Annotated in this window: 18 protein-coding genes, 2 tRNA genes and 1 pseudogene; 10 read left to right on the forward strand and 11 right to left on the reverse strand. The window is 36.6% G+C overall.

From position 1 onward, the window contains the following. The first annotated feature begins 2 nt into the window (after window positions 1–2). The gene (locus tag C4E06_RS00655) at window positions 3–731 is read left to right on the forward strand and encodes a cyanoexosortase A system-associated protein (protein ID WP_107666311.1); all 729 of its coding nucleotides are present in this window, start codon (window positions 3–5) and stop codon (window positions 729–731) included. Here C4E06_RS00655 and miaA read toward each other — a convergent pair. Continuing rightward, a complete protein-coding gene (miaA, locus tag C4E06_RS00660; RefSeq protein WP_107666312.1) occupies window positions 728–1633 on the reverse strand; it encodes a tRNA (adenosine(37)-N6)-dimethylallyltransferase MiaA in 906 nt (301 codons plus the stop codon). The two genes, C4E06_RS00655 and miaA, sit on opposite strands and share 4 nt — an antisense overlap. Before the next feature lie 497 nt (window positions 1634–2130). Between miaA and C4E06_RS00665 the strand changes: the two genes are divergently transcribed. The 3 genes from C4E06_RS00665 to C4E06_RS00675 all read left to right on the forward strand — a co-directional run bounded on the left by C4E06_RS00665 (window position 2131) and on the right by C4E06_RS00675 (window position 6547). Continuing rightward, window positions 2131–3567, forward strand: coding sequence for a c-type cytochrome (locus C4E06_RS00665; RefSeq protein ID WP_107666313.1), 1437 nt, complete (start codon window positions 2131–2133; stop codon window positions 3565–3567). 230 nt (window positions 3568–3797) lie between these two features. Further along, window positions 3798–5054, forward strand: coding sequence for an RNA polymerase sigma factor SigC (gene sigC, locus C4E06_RS00670; protein WP_107666314.1), 1257 nt, complete (start codon window positions 3798–3800; stop codon window positions 5052–5054). Window positions 5055–5146: 92 nt separating this feature from the next. Beyond that, a complete protein-coding gene (locus tag C4E06_RS00675) occupies window positions 5147–6547 on the forward strand; it encodes an MFS transporter (protein ID WP_107666315.1) in 1401 nt (466 codons plus the stop codon). 64 nt (window positions 6548–6611) lie between these two features. On the opposite strand, the gene C4E06_RS00680 is transcribed toward C4E06_RS00675, so the two are convergent. Further along, window positions 6612–7145, reverse strand: coding sequence for a hypothetical protein (locus C4E06_RS00680; protein WP_107666363.1), 534 nt, complete (start codon window positions 7143–7145; stop codon window positions 6612–6614). A 53-nt stretch (window positions 7146–7198) separates the two neighbouring features. Beyond that, on the reverse strand, window positions 7199–7681 hold the full coding sequence (locus C4E06_RS00685; protein ID WP_107666316.1) for a M67 family metallopeptidase: 483 nt from the start codon (window positions 7679–7681) through the stop codon (window positions 7199–7201). Between the two features lie 75 nt (window positions 7682–7756). On the opposite strand from C4E06_RS00685, the gene C4E06_RS00690 reads away from it, so the two are divergent. Then, complete coding sequence (locus C4E06_RS00690) at window positions 7757–8122, forward strand: zinc ribbon domain-containing protein (protein ID WP_107666317.1); 366 nt, start codon at window positions 7757–7759, stop codon at window positions 8120–8122. Here the strand turns inward: C4E06_RS00690 and nblS are convergent. Then, on the reverse strand, window positions 8119–10155 hold the full coding sequence (gene nblS / locus C4E06_RS00695) for a two-component system sensor histidine kinase NblS (protein WP_107666318.1): 2037 nt from the start codon (window positions 10153–10155) through the stop codon (window positions 8119–8121). The genes C4E06_RS00690 and nblS overlap by 4 nt on opposite strands. 167 nt (window positions 10156–10322) lie before the next feature. Here nblS and C4E06_RS00700 point away from each other — a divergent pair. The 3 genes from C4E06_RS00700 to C4E06_RS00710 all read left to right on the forward strand — a co-directional run bounded on the left by C4E06_RS00700 (window position 10323) and on the right by C4E06_RS00710 (window position 11356). Next, a tRNA-Tyr gene (locus C4E06_RS00700) sits at window positions 10323–10407 on the forward strand. Window positions 10408–10420: 13 nt separating this feature from the next. Next, a tRNA-Thr gene (locus C4E06_RS00705) sits at window positions 10421–10492 on the forward strand. A 453-nt stretch (window positions 10493–10945) separates the two neighbouring features. Further along, a complete protein-coding gene (locus C4E06_RS00710; RefSeq protein WP_198648185.1) occupies window positions 10946–11356 on the forward strand; it encodes a hypothetical protein in 411 nt (136 codons plus the stop codon). Here the strand turns inward: C4E06_RS00710 and C4E06_RS00715 are convergent. Further along, on the reverse strand, window positions 11350–11535 hold the full coding sequence (locus tag C4E06_RS00715) for a hypothetical protein (protein WP_107666320.1): 186 nt from the start codon (window positions 11533–11535) through the stop codon (window positions 11350–11352). The genes C4E06_RS00710 and C4E06_RS00715 overlap by 7 nt on opposite strands. Window positions 11536–11582: 47 nt before the next feature. Next, a pseudogene (locus C4E06_RS00720) lies at window positions 11583–11723 on the reverse strand (IS630 family transposase); the annotation flags it as partial. On the opposite strand from C4E06_RS00720, the gene C4E06_RS27505 reads away from it, so the two are divergent. Beyond that, on the forward strand, window positions 11707–11925 hold the full coding sequence (locus C4E06_RS27505; protein ID WP_198648196.1) for a hypothetical protein: 219 nt from the start codon (window positions 11707–11709) through the stop codon (window positions 11923–11925). The pseudogene C4E06_RS00720 and the gene C4E06_RS27505 sit on opposite strands and share 17 nt — an antisense overlap. 60 nt (window positions 11926–11985) lie before the next feature. Here the strand turns inward: C4E06_RS27505 and C4E06_RS00725 are convergent, their stop codons facing one another. From C4E06_RS00725 to ppsA, 3 genes are read right to left on the reverse strand one after another with little or no spacing between them, the layout of a single operon-like run. After that, window positions 11986–12204: a DUF2283 domain-containing protein gene (locus tag C4E06_RS00725; RefSeq protein WP_107666321.1), complete on the reverse strand. Its 219-nt coding sequence runs from the start codon at window positions 12202–12204 to the stop codon at window positions 11986–11988. Next, window positions 12189–12497 carry a hypothetical protein gene (locus tag C4E06_RS00730; protein WP_107666322.1) on the reverse strand — a complete coding sequence of 103 codons (309 nt, stop codon included), beginning with the start codon at window positions 12495–12497 and terminating at the stop codon, window positions 12189–12191. The genes C4E06_RS00725 and C4E06_RS00730 overlap by 16 nt, the downstream gene beginning before the upstream one ends. A 46-nt stretch (window positions 12498–12543) precedes the next feature. Beyond that, complete coding sequence (ppsA, locus tag C4E06_RS00735) at window positions 12544–15030, reverse strand: phosphoenolpyruvate synthase (RefSeq protein ID WP_107666323.1); 2487 nt, start codon at window positions 15028–15030, stop codon at window positions 12544–12546. A gap of 366 nt (window positions 15031–15396) precedes the next feature. Between ppsA and C4E06_RS00740 the strand changes: the two genes are divergently transcribed. After that, window positions 15397–15987, forward strand: a complete 591-nt coding sequence (locus C4E06_RS00740; RefSeq protein ID WP_107666324.1) for a 2'-5' RNA ligase family protein — start codon at window positions 15397–15399, stop codon at window positions 15985–15987. 130 nt (window positions 15988–16117) lie between these two features. Here the strand turns inward: C4E06_RS00740 and C4E06_RS00745 are convergent, their stop codons facing one another. Continuing rightward, window positions 16118–16723, reverse strand: coding sequence for a fasciclin domain-containing protein (locus C4E06_RS00745; RefSeq protein WP_107666325.1), 606 nt, complete (start codon window positions 16721–16723; stop codon window positions 16118–16120). Between the two features lie 146 nt (window positions 16724–16869). Further along, window positions 16870–17418 carry a Uma2 family endonuclease gene (locus tag C4E06_RS00750; RefSeq protein ID WP_107666364.1) on the reverse strand — a complete coding sequence of 183 codons (549 nt, stop codon included), beginning with the start codon at window positions 17416–17418 and terminating at the stop codon, window positions 16870–16872. Window positions 17419–17477: the final 59 nt, after the last annotated feature.

Consider the following 17477-nt stretch of genomic DNA (forward strand, 5'->3'; position numbering starts at 1 on the left):
TCATGAACTCAATTCAACCTTATTGGCAAAAAACGAGAGTCAGTCTCTTAGGATTAATTTTGCTAGGAACCCTGGGAATTTTCACTTACCAAATTATTAATCCAGTTAGCACTAAGACAAAGACAAATCAAACTCCAACAGTTCCGGAGCAAGTCCCCTTATCTAATTGGCAATTTATTAAAAGTCAACCTGTTGATTTAATTGAAACTTCTAGATTGGGACCTGGAATGACTGCTGGCCGAAAATATGAGTACAGCCAAGATCAACAACGCTTAGAAGTGGAAGTTCGTTATGAAAAGTATAAAGGGGCTTTAACTAAATTTCTGACTATCTATCGTGATCTGCCATCGGCAACGATTACACCGACAATTCACTATAATCAGAACATTGGTCATTATGCTTTTTTTGAATACGACAATACAACCTATCTAGGTTCTTGTATTAATCCTAAAGGTCAAACAACGGTTACTCATAGCCAGTATAATCAGAATCGTTATCTCAATGGTTGGGGAATTGGGCGAAGTGTTTTGTGGTTAATTGGACAACAAGACTTGTTTGAACCCCGTTGTCTATGGACCCTTATGTCCCTTCCCGCTTCTTCAGACTCAGAATTAGATTTTACTATCAATATCGATCCCAATAAGAAAGAACTCAACGAAGTTGAGAAAAAGCTAGAAGAAGCTTGGTTAGATTGGTATTCCTGGTGGAAAAATAACTTTCCTGATTATTAATTCTCTAACCCTAAAGTATCATTGAGTTTTGATAAAATGTTCTCAACTAACTTAGATGATGTGGTATCAAACCACTCAATTTCTGGATAAGCACGAAACCAAGTTCGTTGACGTTTAGCAAACTGACGGGTATGTACAATAATTTCTTTTTCTGCTGCGGATAATGATAATTTTCCTTGTAGATAGTTGATAATTTCTGCATACCCTAATGTCTTCAATAAAGGTAACTCCCAACCATATTTCCTAACAATATTTTTTACTTCCTCAATCAACCCCATTTCGATCATTTTTTTTGTTCTTGTTTCAATTCTTTTCTTTAATTCTTCAGCAGAACAATCTAAACCAATTTGTATAATAGGATAAGCAGGTGGATTTTCTCCTTGTTGTTGAGAAATGGGCATTCCAGTCACATAAAACACCTCTAAAGCACGAAGGGTTCTCACCTGATCATTGGGATGAATTTTTTGACTTGCGATGGGATCAACTTGCTGTAAAATTTGATAACATTGTTGTTGTCCTAAGGCTTCTAACTGTAATCTTAGCCTCGGTTGTGGTGCAACCCTCGGTATTTTTAATCCTTTGACAATGGATTTAAGATAAAGTCCTGTTCCTCCGACTAAAAGAGGAAATCTTGTTAATTTTTTATCGATCAAATTTTGTGCTTTCTCTTGATATTCTGCTAACGTTAATGTCTCTGTTGGCTCACAAATATCAATTAAATAATGATGAATTAAATCTTGTTCTGCTGGGGTAGGTTTAGCTGTTCCAATATTAAATTCTCGATAAACTTGACGAGAATCTGCACTAATAATAATAGAATTAATAGATTGAGCAATTTCTAAAGCTAAGGCTGTTTTTCCTGTTGCGGTTGCTCCACAAATGACGATTAAGCCTTTTGACATCATGATAAGTATTAGCAGTTTTATTTTATCATAGCAAAATTTCATCTAAATATTAAAATATATGACGAATTTTTACAGAACACTTGAAGGATAGGGACAGGATGATTTATAGTCATGATATTATCTTGAAGTTTTGGCTAATTTTTATTTCAAAATCGCTAAAATCAATTACTCAAGAAAACACTGTTTTGTTCCAAATCGAAACAAGGATCAAATAGAGAAGAGGTAGAAGTTCTCACAATAATGAGACCTACTTGAATTTTATTTTTCCCCTGTTAATACGTTCCCTACTTCCTAAAATCAAGAAATCTTAGAGTTGATTGAGCAAGGTTGTTAACCTGTTGTATCCCCTTTTTCTTGGTCAATAATCTCTAATCCTTCACTAACATGAGAACTGCGATCAATCAAAGTTACTAATGGTAAGAAAAAGACAACTCTTATCTTATGTGATTTCTTCTCAGAGTTTGAATCCTTTTCAGGTTAACCCATGAAATTTTATGGCAGTTCTTATGACCCTACTTAGCAGTAAAGTTGGAAAGATTATTACTACCCTTATTCTCGTTATTTTACTCATGGCAGGAGGGGTAGGTTATTTTGCTTGGTACAATTTTAAGCGAGAAGTTCCCATTGTTTATAAATCAGCAGAAGATCACTTTAAATATGGTTCTATCAATTCTGGAGGTATTCCTTTCTTTATTTGGGAAGTTTTACCGAATCTTTTTGCTGAACATTTACCCGGGCCTGACGGTTATCAATCATTAGGGTTTATTTGGGAAGAAGGCAAAGAAATGCCAGTGGGGGTTTCTAAAACGATTGTCGGGTTTCCTCGTCAGGGATCAACTTGCGCCCTCTGTCACAGTACAACCTATCGTAAAAGTCCTCAAGACTTACCCACTATAGTGTTAGGGGCCCCAACCCAAAAATTTGACTCCATCGCGAATATTCGGTTTTTAGCTGCCTGTGGTAATGATCCCAAATTCACCCCCGACAATATCATACCGGCCATTGAAGCCAACCATAATTTATCTTGGTCAGATAAACTCCTCTATCGTTACGTTATTATCCCCCAAACCCAAAAAGCCTTAATGGGTTTAGGACTCGGTTTTGCTTGGACTAACTCTCGTCCCGATCCCGGACCCGGTCGAATTCCTTCGTTTAACCCCGTCAAATTTATTAACTTTAGGCTACCCCTCGATGACACCATCGATAATGTGGATGATCCTGCGGTATGGAACCTGAGAAAGCACAAAGGATTTTACTATCATTGGGATGGGTTAGAAGGCAGTCTCACTGAAACCATTATCATGGGGGCCTTAGCCGCAGGAACGAAACCCGACAACGTACCCCTAGAAAACTTACAAAGGGTTGAAGACTTCATTCGTTTAATTCCTCCCCCCGATTATCCGTTTGACATTGATCCTGTTTTAGCTGCCCAGGGAAAACCCATTTTTGACAATAAGTGTGCTTCTTGTCATGCTTTTGGAGGCGATCGCACAGGAACCGTCATTCCCATTCAAGAAGTGGGAACCGATGATCATCGCATTGAAATGTGGACTCAAGCAGCCGTTGATAAGTATTTGGCGGTAGGGGATGGACAAGAATGGGATTTCACCCAAGTACAGAAACAAAATGGTTATGTAGCCGTCGCTTTAGATGGGATTTGGTTGAGGGCCCCTTATTTACATAATGGTTCAGTTCCTTACTTAACGGATCTTTTAGAAGTCCCAGAAAAAAGAACGACAACATTTTATCGGGGTTATGATGTTTACAATCGAGACAAAGTCGGTTTCGTTTCTGAAGGAACAACAGCAGAAACGGAAGGGTTTAAATACGATACCCATCTCGACGGTAATAGTAATCAGGGACATCTCTATGGAACAGAGTTATCTTCTGAGGATAAACAGGCCTTAGTCGAATATCTCAAAACCCTTTAATTATTATCAGTGATCAGTGACCAGTAATCGGTTGCTGATCACTACTTGAACTTACTGTGGTTTAAAAATTACAATTATCATGCAGACAGTGAAAACAGGTAATTTTGAGGTATTTATTTTAAACAAATATTAAGATTATGTATTTTTTAGGTTTATTTGGGGAATTCTAAAGTTAACCAGAGGAGGTTAAAAATCCTCGTTGATCTCGTCATCATTACTGAGAAATTCCTATGTTAGCCACATCTTCCTATCACGATATTGATAATCATGATTCTCCCCAAGTTCAGCCTGTCACAGCGTCAGACAAAGAGGGTAACGAGATCACTGCTGAGTTAGGGGATGATTTGCTTGAATTAGAATTACAAAGCATAGACTTTACAGAAACCGATCCCTCAACTCATCGCGTAACTACGGATTTAGTCCGCTTATATCTTCAAGACATTGGCCGGGTTCCTTTATTAAAAAAAGAAGAAGAAGTCAGTAAATCTAAAGAGGTTCAACGTTATATTGAGTTACTCGACATCAGAAATCAAGCAGCAGAAGTCGATGATGGTATCCTGAAGCAATTTGTTGAGGTTCATCGTATTCATGATCAATTAATGGCTTATTTGGGCCATCGTCCCTCTTGGGAAAAATGGGCAAAAGCCAGTGACGTTTCAGTGTTTGAATTAAAAGAAATTTTAGCCCAAGGCAAACAAGAATGGGCTACGTTAGGGAAGATTGATGTCAAGGAATTAGAGGAGATTCAAAAATCAGGAATCCGCGCCAAAGACGAAATGATTAAAGCTAATTTACGTCTGGTGGTTTCTGTGGCTAAAAAATATCAACATCGAGGGTTAGAGTTATTAGATTTGATCCAAGAAGGAACCCTTGGATTAGAAAAAGCCGTTGAAAAATTTGATCCCATTAAAGGATATCGCTTTTCGACTTATGCTTATTGGTGGATTCGTCAAGGGATTACTAGGGCGATCGCTACCCAAAGTCGCATTATTCGTCTTCCGGTTCATGTAACAGAAAAACTCAATAAAATTAAACAAGTTCAACGAAAAATTTCCCAAGTTAAAGGACGTAGTGCAACCTTAGAAGAAATTGGCAAAGAACTCAATATGTCCTCTGCACAAGTTCGAGAAGTATTAATGAAAATTCCCCGTTCTGTTTCTTTAGAAATTAAAGTTGGCAAGGAAAAAGATACAGAGTTAGTGGATTTATTAGAATCAGAAGATGTTTCCCCAGAAGAACATTTAGCCATCGAATCTTTACGTCGAGATATTGAAATTTTATTAGAAGACTTAACGGAAAGAGAACAACAAGTGATTAAACTCCGTTATGGGTTTGAAGATGGGGTGTCTTATTCTTTGGCCGATATTGGACGGACGTTAGATTTATCACGGGAACGGGTTCGCCAAATCGAAGCCAAAGCCTTACAAAAGTTACGTCAACCTCGACGACGGAATCAAATTCGAGATTATTTTGAAAGTTTAACTTAATTTTAAGACGACTGAGTTGAATAATTAGTTGTAGTCCAAGATGACAATCTGAATTTTGCTAATATTGAGAAATATTTAGTCTAAGATTCCAAATGTCATCTTCTCAAGAATTTAACCCGCAAACAAAACTGAATTTTTCGACGAAGTTAGCTTATGGTATTGGAGAATTAAGTGGATCGTTACCGAGTAATATTTTAGTTTTCTTTTTTCTCTTTTTCTTGACAGATATTGCTGGCCTAAAACCGGGACTTGCTGGTATTATTGTCATGATTGGGAAAATTTGGGACGCGATTAATGATCCCTTGATTGGTTGGTTAAGCGATCGCACTCGTTCCCGTTTTGGCCGTCGCTATCCTTGGATGATATTAGGGTCAATTCCTTTGGGGTTAAGTTGTGTTTTGTTGTGGACAATTCCCCCTAATAATCATCAAACTTTTATGATTATTTATTATACTTTAATTGCTTTAGTTTTTTACACAGCTTTTACTGCCGTTTTGCTTCCCTATAGTGCTTTATCGGCTGAGTTAACCCAAGATTATAATGATCGAACGAATCTCATTAGTTTTCGTTCTGCTTTTAGTATTGGGGGAAGTATTTTCTCTCTTATTTTAGCTGAACTTATTTTTAGTTGGGTTAATAATCAACAAAAACAATATTTAATTTTAGGATTAATAGCAGGTTTAATCGCTATTTTAGCTATTTTTATGAGTATTGTGGGAACCTATCAACGGTATCATCAAGTTCAAGATGGTTATCGTAATTCTCATCCTTCATCTTCTTTATCTTTTCAAGAAAAATTACGTTTAATTTTTACTAATTTTCCGTTTATTTGTGTGATGATCATTTATCTTTGTTCTTGGTTGAGTGTCCAAACAATAGCAGCCATTTTACCCTATTTTGTTATCAATTGTATGGAGTTAACAGAAGAACATTTTACCCGTATGGCCATTATGGTTCAAGGGACTGCTTTAATTATGATGATGGTATGGAGTCATCTCAGTCATCGTTTAGGAAAAAAGATTATTTATTTAATGGGAATTCCTTTTACCATTGTAGCAGAATTAGGATTATTCTTATTACAACCCGGACAAGTAACTTTAATGTATATCATCGCAATTATGGCAGGAATTGGGATTGCAACGGCTTATATTGTTCCTTGGTCTATGTTACCGGATGTTGTGGATTTAGATCAATTAAAAACAGGACAAAGACGAGAAGGAATCTTTTTTGCATTGGTGGTTCAATTACAAAAAGTTGGTATTGCTGTGGCCTTATTAGTGGTGGGTAAAATATTAGATAGTGCTGGTTATATTCCTGGGAGTACAGGGCAACAACCTGAGACAGCTTTATGGGCGATTAGAATGATCATTGGACCTTTCCCTATTACCCTATTAATAATTAGTTTTATTTTCGCTTATTTATATCCCATTACTCAAGAAATTCATCAAGATATAGTGTCTAAAATTTATCAACAAAATAATCCCAATGGTTAACTAAGCAATAAGGGTTAATTTGACCACGGGATTAATAATTTTAATCTGATTGGTATGAAAAAAATTAACGCTTCTTTAGGGAAGTTTTAATAATACCTGATAACCCTAAACTAACTAATGCTAAGGTAAGAGAAGGTTCTGGTACTTTTGGTTTTTCGGCTATATTCCAACGACTCGGTTCAAAAGGATCATCAAAACCATCACCAAATTCAGGAGACGTACTCAATACAGTATTACTAAATATTCCTAAATTACCAATAAATATTCCAGTTAAACAATCAGTGGTTTCACAGGCCCCTAGATTCATTATTGTCCCATCGAAACTAACAATTCCTGTGGAATTTAATAACCCTTCACTATTACGAATAATAGGGGTAGAAGGTAGATTAATTCCATTTAATTGATTCATAGAAACAGAGGTTACATTAATGGTATTACCATCTTCTTGAACTTCTCCGTCTAACATTCCTGTAAAAATGTTTCCTACTCCTGTTTCATAAGACCAATTAAAAGAAGCAGCTAAAGCAGATGTGGTTCCCATTAATAAGGATACGCTTGTTCCTGTGAGAATGGTTAAGGATGCAACAAGTTTGTGCATGATTTTATTACCCCAAAGCATAATCACGGGTCATTTTAAATAATAAACATTAATTATGCAACAATTTTAATGATTTCTTCCTCAAAGTATTGATTATCTCCCAGTTTCCAGCTTTTTAGATCAGTAAATTTACCGTTTTGTAAAGATGCAATCAGATAAGAATAGTTTGGCCAGGCAATTTCACGATCAAACGCTGAGGGAATGGGAAAATGGTCCGGATGAGAATGATAAATGCCGATCATCTTTAAGTTGCGATCGCGGACTTCTTTTTGTACTTGTAACAAGGTATAAGGATCGATCATAAACCGATTTTTTTTACTTAAAGGTTGCTGCTTAGAACTGGGGATATGGGGTAAATTATCACTGATCTCACTTGTCCAACTATTTTCCGTTTCTCGAACTTCTATCACCCGTTTATGGTTCTGTTCAAGGGTTCCTAACAATAAACCACAACATTCTTCAGGATAGGTCATTTCAGCGTGGCGCTGAATTTGTTGTAATTGTTGATGAGAAAGATAAATTAGACTTGTTAACATTTCGTAACAAATGACGGTTTGATTGAGGTTTGACTATTTACAATAAAAGAGAAAATTTGAGCAACCATCAGATTAATGACCACTTGTCCCCGATGTCAACAACTTGTTAATAGTCAAGCGATCGACTGTCCCCATTGTCGAACCCCTCTCAAAGCGTTTGGACATCCTGGAATTCCCTTGTATCAAGCAACACAAACAGAATTTTTATGCGATCGCTGTTTATATCACGAAGATGATAGTTGTACTTATGATAAACGTCCGTTTGCCAAAACTTGCACCCTCTACCACGATAAAACTGAACCTTTAGTGACAGAAGACATCGTTAAATTAACCCCAGGAAACCCTGTAACGGTGATTAAACGTTGGTGTTATCGTTACCGAGGGATTTTATTTATTGTGGGATTAATTGGCATTAGTTTAGCGATCGCCTTATCTAATTAAAAGAGTAAACTATTAGGATGAACATCCACAGTTCTCGGTAGTATGGTGTCATTAGTACACCCTTCTGAGGGAGAACAATTATCTTGATAAAGGGCTAAATCAAACCAAAAGGTTGTACCGATTCCCACTTCACTAATGAGGTGAATTTGACTGTGATGTTTATCAATAATATTTTTGACAATGGATAATCCTAACCCGGTTCCTTCGAGGGTATGAACGCGATTTTCCACACGGAAAAAGCGATCAAAAATGGCGGCTTGATCTTCAGGGGCAATACCAATTCCTGTGTCAGATATTTCCACCCTCACGCAGGATTTATCATTAAATCGTTTTGATTTAGTTTTAAAATGATACGCGCGAATAACAATAATCCCACCAGGAGGCGTAAATTTTAGGGCATTTCCCACTAAATTAGTCATGACTTGTAACAACAAATCATAGTGTCCTAATACTAACGGTAAATTCTCTTCAACTTCTTTATTTAAAACTAATTCTTTATCCCTAGCATTGAGTTGGCAAGTTCTTAAGGTTTGTTCAATTAACTGAGATAAATCTACCCCATCGAGATGATAGGTTTTAGAAGATTCTAAACGGGATAAATCTAACACATCGTTGACTAAATGAGTAAGGCGATCGGTTTCATGATTAGCAGTTTCTAGGAATTCTTTGCGTTCTGTTTCTGTTAAGTCTTCTCCAAATTCTGATAAGGTTTCAATAAACGATTTAATATTAAAGAGAGGGGTTCTTAATTCGTGAGATACATTACTAATAAACTGACTTTTCGCTTCATTTAATTCTACTTCTCGGGTAATATCCTGTACCGTCATGGCGATCCCTTTTAAGGTTCCTCTATGTTGATCAAATACCTGTGTTAAAAGAACCCGGACAATTCTAGATGTAGGTTGACTGAGACTAATCCGATATTCTCCTGGATTTATTTTTTGTTGTATGGATGTTGTTTCTGTGGTTTTCTCTGATTCTGACTCCTCAGAGTCGGTGTCATCTTGCTGTACCATTTGTTCTAGAGGGGTTTGTAATTGAGTGGTTAACTCTTCGGGTAAGAGTTGGAGAATGTTTTTACCAATGACATCTTTTCCTTCCCAAACAAACATCCGTCTTGCTGTGGGATTAACTAATAATAAATTGAGATCAGTATCTAATAAAATTGCCCCATCAACGATGGTGGACACTAAAGTATCTAATTTAGCCTTTTCTGCGGTTAATTCCTCAATATTTTGTTCTTCGTAACGTTCAAGACGTTTCGCCATTTCGTTGAAGCTAAAAATTAATTCTCCTAACTCTCCACCAAAGGGGAGATTAATCCGTTGTTTAAAGTTTCCGGCTGCAATATTTTTTACTCCCACTAACAATTCTTTTATCGGCCGAGTGATGGTCAAAGCATTAAAAACTGCCCCTAAAATAACCATTGCCCAAATTGCCACAAACACAGCGATAGTTACATCACGGGTTAAATTAGAGGAGTTAACCACCGTAGCATTCGGATTGATGCCGATGGCTAAATAACCTAAGTGTTGTCCTTCGTGTTTGAGGGGAACAAAAACATCAGTCACTTCACCATTGGGACTTTTATGTTGTCGTACCAAGGGTAAACTATCATGATCATCAGGGAAGTTGGGCAACTGTAACCGCCGTTCAATGGTTAAGGAGTTTTGCACCTCGGCCGATGAATAGGGAATGCCAAAGAAAATATGTCCCGTTTCGTCAGTGTAAATGATGTAGCGAACACTAGAGGTACTCTGATAAAACCGACTAGAAAAACGGGCAACATCGGTTAAGTTGTCTTCGGCAATGAGGGGGGTAACATTAGAAGCCAATAGTAACCCCAAATCCCGACCAAAGCGCGTATCATTGAACTGTGCATCTTTTTGGATGGTATTAACCGCCCAAAAGGTTAAACCACTCATGAATAAGGAGACGGCCAGGGTTGCTGCTGCCATCAACTTGGTTTGCAGGGTAAACTCTGACCACCACCGTCTGAGAATCTCTTTGATTTTGCTTAGGAGGTTAAACAAGGCTAACTTACATTAAGATTTTGTAACATACATTTTCTTCCCTACCATATTATCTTAACTCGTCAAGAGCCTAGGGATAGAACTGAAAAGTCGTTAAAAAATAAATTTTTTTTAAATGGTTGAAATTGTCAGATCCCTATGCTAATATTAATAATTGTGAGATAAATGGGTCGATGCCCGAGTGGTTAATGGGGGCGGACTGTAAATCCGCTGGCTATGCCTACGCTGGTTCAAATCCAGCTCGGCCCACCACCTACTAACTCACGCCCGTGTGGCTCAGTGGTAGAGCACACCCTTGGTAAGGGTGAGGTCACGAGTTCAATCCTCGTCACGGGCTTACAGACTACACCTACATTACAGCGATTAACCTAAGAAGCATCTACAGTTTAGAGTACCATATTAGTTTCATTGTGGTTTCACTTGGGGGTGTTTTGAGTATTTGTACTTGATACAGAGAAACTGCTATTAAAAAGCGACCCATCAATATAATTTCGTCGTTTAGATTTTGTAGATTGATTTATGTTAACCATTTTTCAAAAGCATTTATGATTGTTGTTAACCGCTATTCAATGTTTAAAATACCCATAGACTAAAACACCCTAGCGACAAAACTAGGGTGTATGATAGTTAACAGTGATATTTGTGGTTAGGACTCCTCACCATATATTAAACCTATATTAGACTCTACTATATTTGTAAGTTCTGAATTGACGGGTTTTAGTTTTTATGATAAAAACAATAATATAGTTGTACCCTATCCTATCTATTCATTTAACCTGTTTAAACAATTTTGAAACCAGAAATAAAAATGAAAAATCACTATCGAAAAAATAATAATAACGTTCAAGATATTCATTGGAAAGAAGCATTAAATAAAAACATAATTAAAAAAGCTCATATTCTTAAACGCGCTCCTAAAAATTTTGTCTATGGGTTAAAAACGGGGACTATAGAATATACACCAAGAGAAGAGGACATAAAATATAATATAATTATTGACGATGAATGGCTACACATGAAATTACAATACGAGATTTATCCTTACTTATCAAACAAAACAGACATGAAAAAATGTATAGACAATTCCTGGGTTGACCTTAAAAAACAAGAGATTATAAATATGATTGAAAAAATTAAACAGGAAGCATTAAAAAGTGGGATAGATATCAATCTAAAAGAATTGTTAGGGATTGATCAATAATACAAATAATAAAGTAACATTTTATTTAACAACAATAAAATATCAATTTCAGGAATATATAAATACTTACTCATACCTTGATAATGTTTAAATATCATCTCTTGTGAAGTACCAGCTAAATAAGCAATATCTTTTATTTTTTGTTCTACTGTGACATTATCCATAGGAGTATTTAACATTCTAGTTATCCATGTATGTCTGAGATTATATATAGCATTTCCCACAGTCATGAGGTACAGTAACAGCAATGGGTAAACCAGTTACGAATATCTTTTTGAGTTACTTGTAATATAGCTGAGGTAATAGCATCGATTAAATCAGAATAGTTTCTGGCTTTGATTTTTCTCAAAATGGCTTTTATCTTTGACTTACTTGAGCAAGCAAAAAAAGGAACGATTACACAATACAAAGAAGCTATACTAACTAATATTTGGAAGCATAGTATCGAGGAAAGTTTCAAATTATTAGAAATAAGATCAAGAGCTTTAAGACAAGCTATTATATTGTTAGCTATATCAATGCTATTTGCAGGATTAAATATTATTATTCATTTTGTATTTTATACCTAAACCCTAGCTTTAAAAAACACAAAAACTTTATCATCTATATGATATGTAAGCTTATAAATTTCATTCATTAACATTAGCTAATAAATCAGCTATCAAAGGTTTATCATGGGTTAATTGACTAACTCCTAAAATAGAAAACCCTAATAACTTACCTTCTTCATCTACTCTTTCCATAATAGCATCGTTATCCGTTTCTCTCATATAACCTGCTTTATCAGAAAATAAGATTTCTAAAAAATCAGCTTCTTTATCATACCAAATTCTTACTTTTGTTGCCATATTAATTCTCCTGATTTAATTCGATGAGTTAGATAAGCTGTAATGACAAAAGCGTCATCATTCAGATATTTAGTAACCACACATAACCATTTATTCCCTACCTGAGTATTTTGATAAAATCGATAACTAAGAATAACACAAGTATCGGTTTTTGAGCGTCTCACTTCCTCTGGGTATTGTAAGGTTGTTTTGATTTCTTCTTCCATTGTCAACATTTCAGGATGCTGTAAAATATGTGTTAGTCGTTCCTGGGTTAACCTAATTTGATGACCTTGATAATCAATTAATATCATATTTTAAATTGAGTAAGGTGGGCATGGCCCACCCAACAAAGTTAAGTTAACCCTTCTCAACTTCTGCAACCATTAACAAGGTTTTCAAGACAGAATCAGGGTTTAAACTCATCGAATCAATTCCTAATTCAACTAAGAATTTAGCAAACTCTGGATAATCACTCGGCGCTTGTCCACAAATACCAATTTTACGGCCTTTTTTCTTGGCGGTTTCTATGGCTAATTTAACCATTCGTTTCACCCCTTCGTTCCTTTCATCGAACAATTGAGCCACTAAAGCAGAGTCACGATCTAACCCTAAAGTAAGCTGAGTTAAATCATTAGAACCGATAGAAAAACCGTCAAATACTTCCGCAAATTGATCGGCTAAAATGACGTTACTGGGTAACTCACACATGACATAAATTTTCAGGTCATTCTCTCCTTGTTTTAGTCCATGTTTTGCCATTTCTGCAATCACTTTCTTGCCTTCTTCTGGGGTACGGCAAAAGGGAATCATGGGGATAACATTAACCAAACCCATTTCATCCCGTACCATTTTTAATGCCTCACATTCTAGGGCAAATGCGTCACGATACATGGGATCATAATAACGAGAAGCACCACGCCAACCAATCATAGGATTATCTTCTTTGGGTTCAAATTGTTGACCCCCTAATAAATTGGCATATTCATTGGTTTTAAAGTCAGACATCCGCACAATAACGGGTTTCGGATAAAATGAAGCTGCGATGGTTGCCACCCCTCGCGCTAATTTGTCGACGAAAAATTGTGGTTTATCATCATAGCGTTTGGTTAATTCTGCAATTTGTTCTTTAACCGCTTCATCCTCTAATTCATCAAACTTCATCAAGGCTAAAGGATGGGCTTTAATATGGTTAGCAATAATGAATTCTAAACGGGCTAAACCGACACCTTGGGCTGGAATACTCGCTAAAGAAAAGGCTTTTTCCGGGTTGCCCACGTTCATCAAAATTTGTGTTTTGGTGGTGGGTAAATTATCCAGTTGGTTTTCTTCAACTTCAAAGGGTAATATCCCCTCATATACCTTGCCTTCGTCTCCTTCTGAACAACAGATAGTGACTTCTTGACGGGTTTTAATTTTGTCCGTGGCATCTCCACAACCGACAATGGCAGGAATACCCATTTCACGGGCAATAATGGCAGCGTGACAGGTTCTACCCCCTTGATTCGTGACGATCGCACTGGCTTTTTTCATGATGGGTTCCCAGTCGGGATCAGTGCGGTTGGTAATGAGAACTTCCCCTTCTTTAAATTGGTCAATTCTGCTGGCTTCGAGGATCACACGGGCTTTTCCTTGACCGATGGCCGCCCCCACACTGCGCCCAATGGCGACAACGTTACTATGGTCTTTTAAATGATAGGTTTTGAGGACATTTCCTGATTTACGGCCTTGTACGGTTTCGGGGCGTGCCTGGACAATGTAGAGTTCCCCGGTACGTCCATCTTTTGCCCATTCGATATCCATGGGGGTATAAGTGTCCCGAACTTGGGAATAGTGATCTTCAATAATAGAAGCCCATTCCCCTAGTTTTAAAATTTCTTCATCGGATAGACAAAATTTTTCTTGATCCTCTGGTAAGACTTCCACATTTTTAGTGAGTTTTGAGCCGCCAGTATCGTAGATCATTTTGACAGCTTTAGTGCCGACTTTTTTATCTAAAATGGGTCGATACCCTTGTTTTAAAGTGGGTTTAAAAACGTAATATTCATCGGGGTTAACGGAACCTTGGACTACATTTTCTCCTAACCCGTAGGCTGCGGTAATTAAGGCCGCATTTTTAAACCCGGTTTCGGTATCAATAGAAAACATCACACCGGCGGAGGCTAAGTCAGATCGCACCATCTTTTGTACCCCAACAGAAAGGGCAACTTCAAAGTGATCAAAACCATTGTTTTCACGATAGGAAATAGCGCGATCGGTGAATAGAGAAGCAAAGCATTTATGACAGGCTTCTAGAACTCCTTTCACACTATGAATATTTAAGTAAGTTTCTTGTTGTCCGGCAAAACTAGCATCGGGTAAATCTTCCGCCGTGGCACTAGAACGAACCGCTACATCAAGGTTTTGGGTTTCTATTTCGCATTCTTCGCGGTATTTTTCACTGAGTTGACCACATTCATGACTGTAGCGATCGCATAAAGTTTTATAGGCTTTTTTGATCGCTTCTTGTAACTCTTGGGGGAAAGGTGTATTTAAAATTAAAGAGCGAGCTAATTGCCCTCTTTCTTGTAAATTAGCAACATCATTAACATCTAAATCATCAAATAAATCTCTTAATCTTGACTCTAACCCGGCTGATTCTATAAAGTGACGATAGGCATAAGCGGTGGTAGCAAACCCTGTGGGAACATTGACCCCTTGAGGTTGTAATTGTTGAATCATTTCTCCTAGAGATGAGTTTTTTCCCCCGACTAAACCCACATCTTTACTTCCAACTTCTTCAAACCATAAAATAAATGCTGTTTCTCTATTGCTGGTTGGCGTTATTTCACTGGTCGTTGTTACCATAAATGTTTAACCCTAATTCTTACCTCTATTTTAACCAGTTTTTTCTCTAGGATGGAGCTTGTTAAAATTTATCAATAAACTTATTTTTTGATTGACTTTATAAGGAAAATATATTAAATATAATCTAAAATAAATATGATCAAATTAAGATTTGAAGACACAAATTAAGAAAAGATTATGGTCAAGATAAGGTCATGACAGTGATGAATTAAGATCGATCAGAGCGAGGATGAGTCAACACCAAGCCAACTGTATCACCTCAAGAACAGGAACGAACTTTTGTACTATCTCTAGTTTCTTTTAAATCTCATCGCTTCTGACTTCGTTGGGGTGGTGTGAAACCCTATTTCTCCGTCTAGAAATAAAATGACTAATGAAAAAAAGCCTTCAAAAAAAAGATTTTTTATTGCCCTGCTTCCTCCTCAGAATGTACAAGAAGAAGCCACCAAAATCAAAGAATATTTTAAAGATGTTTATAACAGTAAAGCCGCGTTAAAGTCTCCCCCTCATGTTACCTTACAACCGCCTTTTGAATGGGAGATAGAAGACTTATCAAAATTAACTCAAGAATTAAATAATTTCTCACAATCTCAACAACCTTTTTCTATGACTTTAAAGGGTTTTTCTGCCTTTAAACCCCGTGTTATTTATATCGATGTCTTAAAAACCTCTGAACTTTTATCCCTTCAAAAATCATTAATGACTCATTTAGAATCCTCTTTAAATATTGTTCATCAGGTGTCTAAAAGTCGTCCTTTTGCGCCTCATTTAACCGTTGCTTTTCGAGATTTAACGAAAAAGAATTTTTATCAAGCTTGGTCAGAATTCAAAGACAAAGAAATTTACTACAATTTTATGATTAATGAAATAACTTTATTAATTCATAATGGCAGAAATTGGGATATTCATTCTGAATATTGTTTTAATAAATATGAGTTTCATCGTGAAATTATATAGCTGCCAACAGATTTGCTACCTCACCCCCTGAAAAATCCTGAGAGAGAAACCGACTTTTAAGAAACTTGTCCCTAAAAGCTGGCTTCTCTCTAGTTTTATACTATGAAACTAATTTGCCAATCTCGTTTTTTTATTGCTGTGCTTGAAGTTTGGAGACTAAACGTTCTCGCAATTCCCTGGGCATTAACACTCGATTAATAGCGTGAATGACTCCATTATCTGCCTCAATATTAGGATTGACCACACTGGCATTATTAACGATCACTTGCTCAGAATGGGTTAAGACAGAAACCCCACCACCAAGCGTATTTACCGTACCCGTTGAGAGTTCACTGGCAGTCACTTCTGTTGAAACAACATGATAGGTAAGAACTTCCTTCAACACATCTTGGTTTTCTGGTTGAAGCAGATAGTTTAACGCACCATCGGGTAACTCATTAAAGGCTTCGTCGGTAGGGGCAAAAATTGTGTAGGGGCCTCCCTGGGCTAATGTATCTTTTAATCCGGCAGCTTCTATAGCTTTAACTAAAGTATTAAATTGATTGCTGTTGGTGGCTACACCGACAAGATTATTTTCCATCTGACTTTGATAATCTTGATTAGTCATCTGTGTAGATGTATTTTCCCTCATTGAGTCTGAGGTATGGGTATTGGCCATTGCCGCAGGAGTAATTAATAGGGTACTCATGCCCAGAAGACTGGTAAATACAGTCAGTTTTTCTTTTAAGCTATTCATAAATTTTGTAAAAATCTCTTGACTTCCATCTATTTTTAAAGTAAGAAAATAACTCAATTCTTACATCCCACTAGAGGAAGAGAAGGGTAGGGTTGCAAAAATAAGCGATCGCCCTAAATGGGCTTCTTATGATTCTCGTTTTAGAATTAATATAACAATAAATTTTCGATGGGGATCTCGATATTAGCAAAGGCTTGAGGGGTTACTATTCCTGATTGATATTCAACGATTTGCAAATATTGATCGTTGCTAGGTTGAGTATGAACAATTAACTTTTTATTTTTGAGATCGATTACCCAATATTCAGAGATATTATTACGAGCATAAGTCAGAACTTTCTGTTCTAAGTCTTTCTTAAGGGTTCGCTGAGACACTTCTATTAACCAATAAATATCTTCTGCATAGGGATGATGGGTACGATAAAGAGTTAAAGGCAATCTAACAATTGCAATATCGGGTTCCGGTTCAGAATTGTCTAATGTAATAGGATGAGATTCTCTCACATGAGCTAATTCTGATAGCTTGTTTCGTAGATAAATAACAATGCTTTCGTTAGTAAAACTATGCTCAACTCCCTCTGGACTCATCTCGACTATATCACCTTCTAATAACTCCACTTTTTGGTCTTCTAGAACTCCAGAATTCACCAATTCATGCCATTTATCTATAGACCATTTGTAAGTTACTAAAACCATATTATTTAAGTTCATCACTAACTATAGACTAATTTTAGCCGATAGGCCAATGATAGCGT

Source organism: Cyanothece sp. BG0011 (assembly GCF_003013815.1).
GTDB lineage: Bacteria > Cyanobacteriota > Cyanobacteriia > Cyanobacteriales > Microcystaceae > Crocosphaera.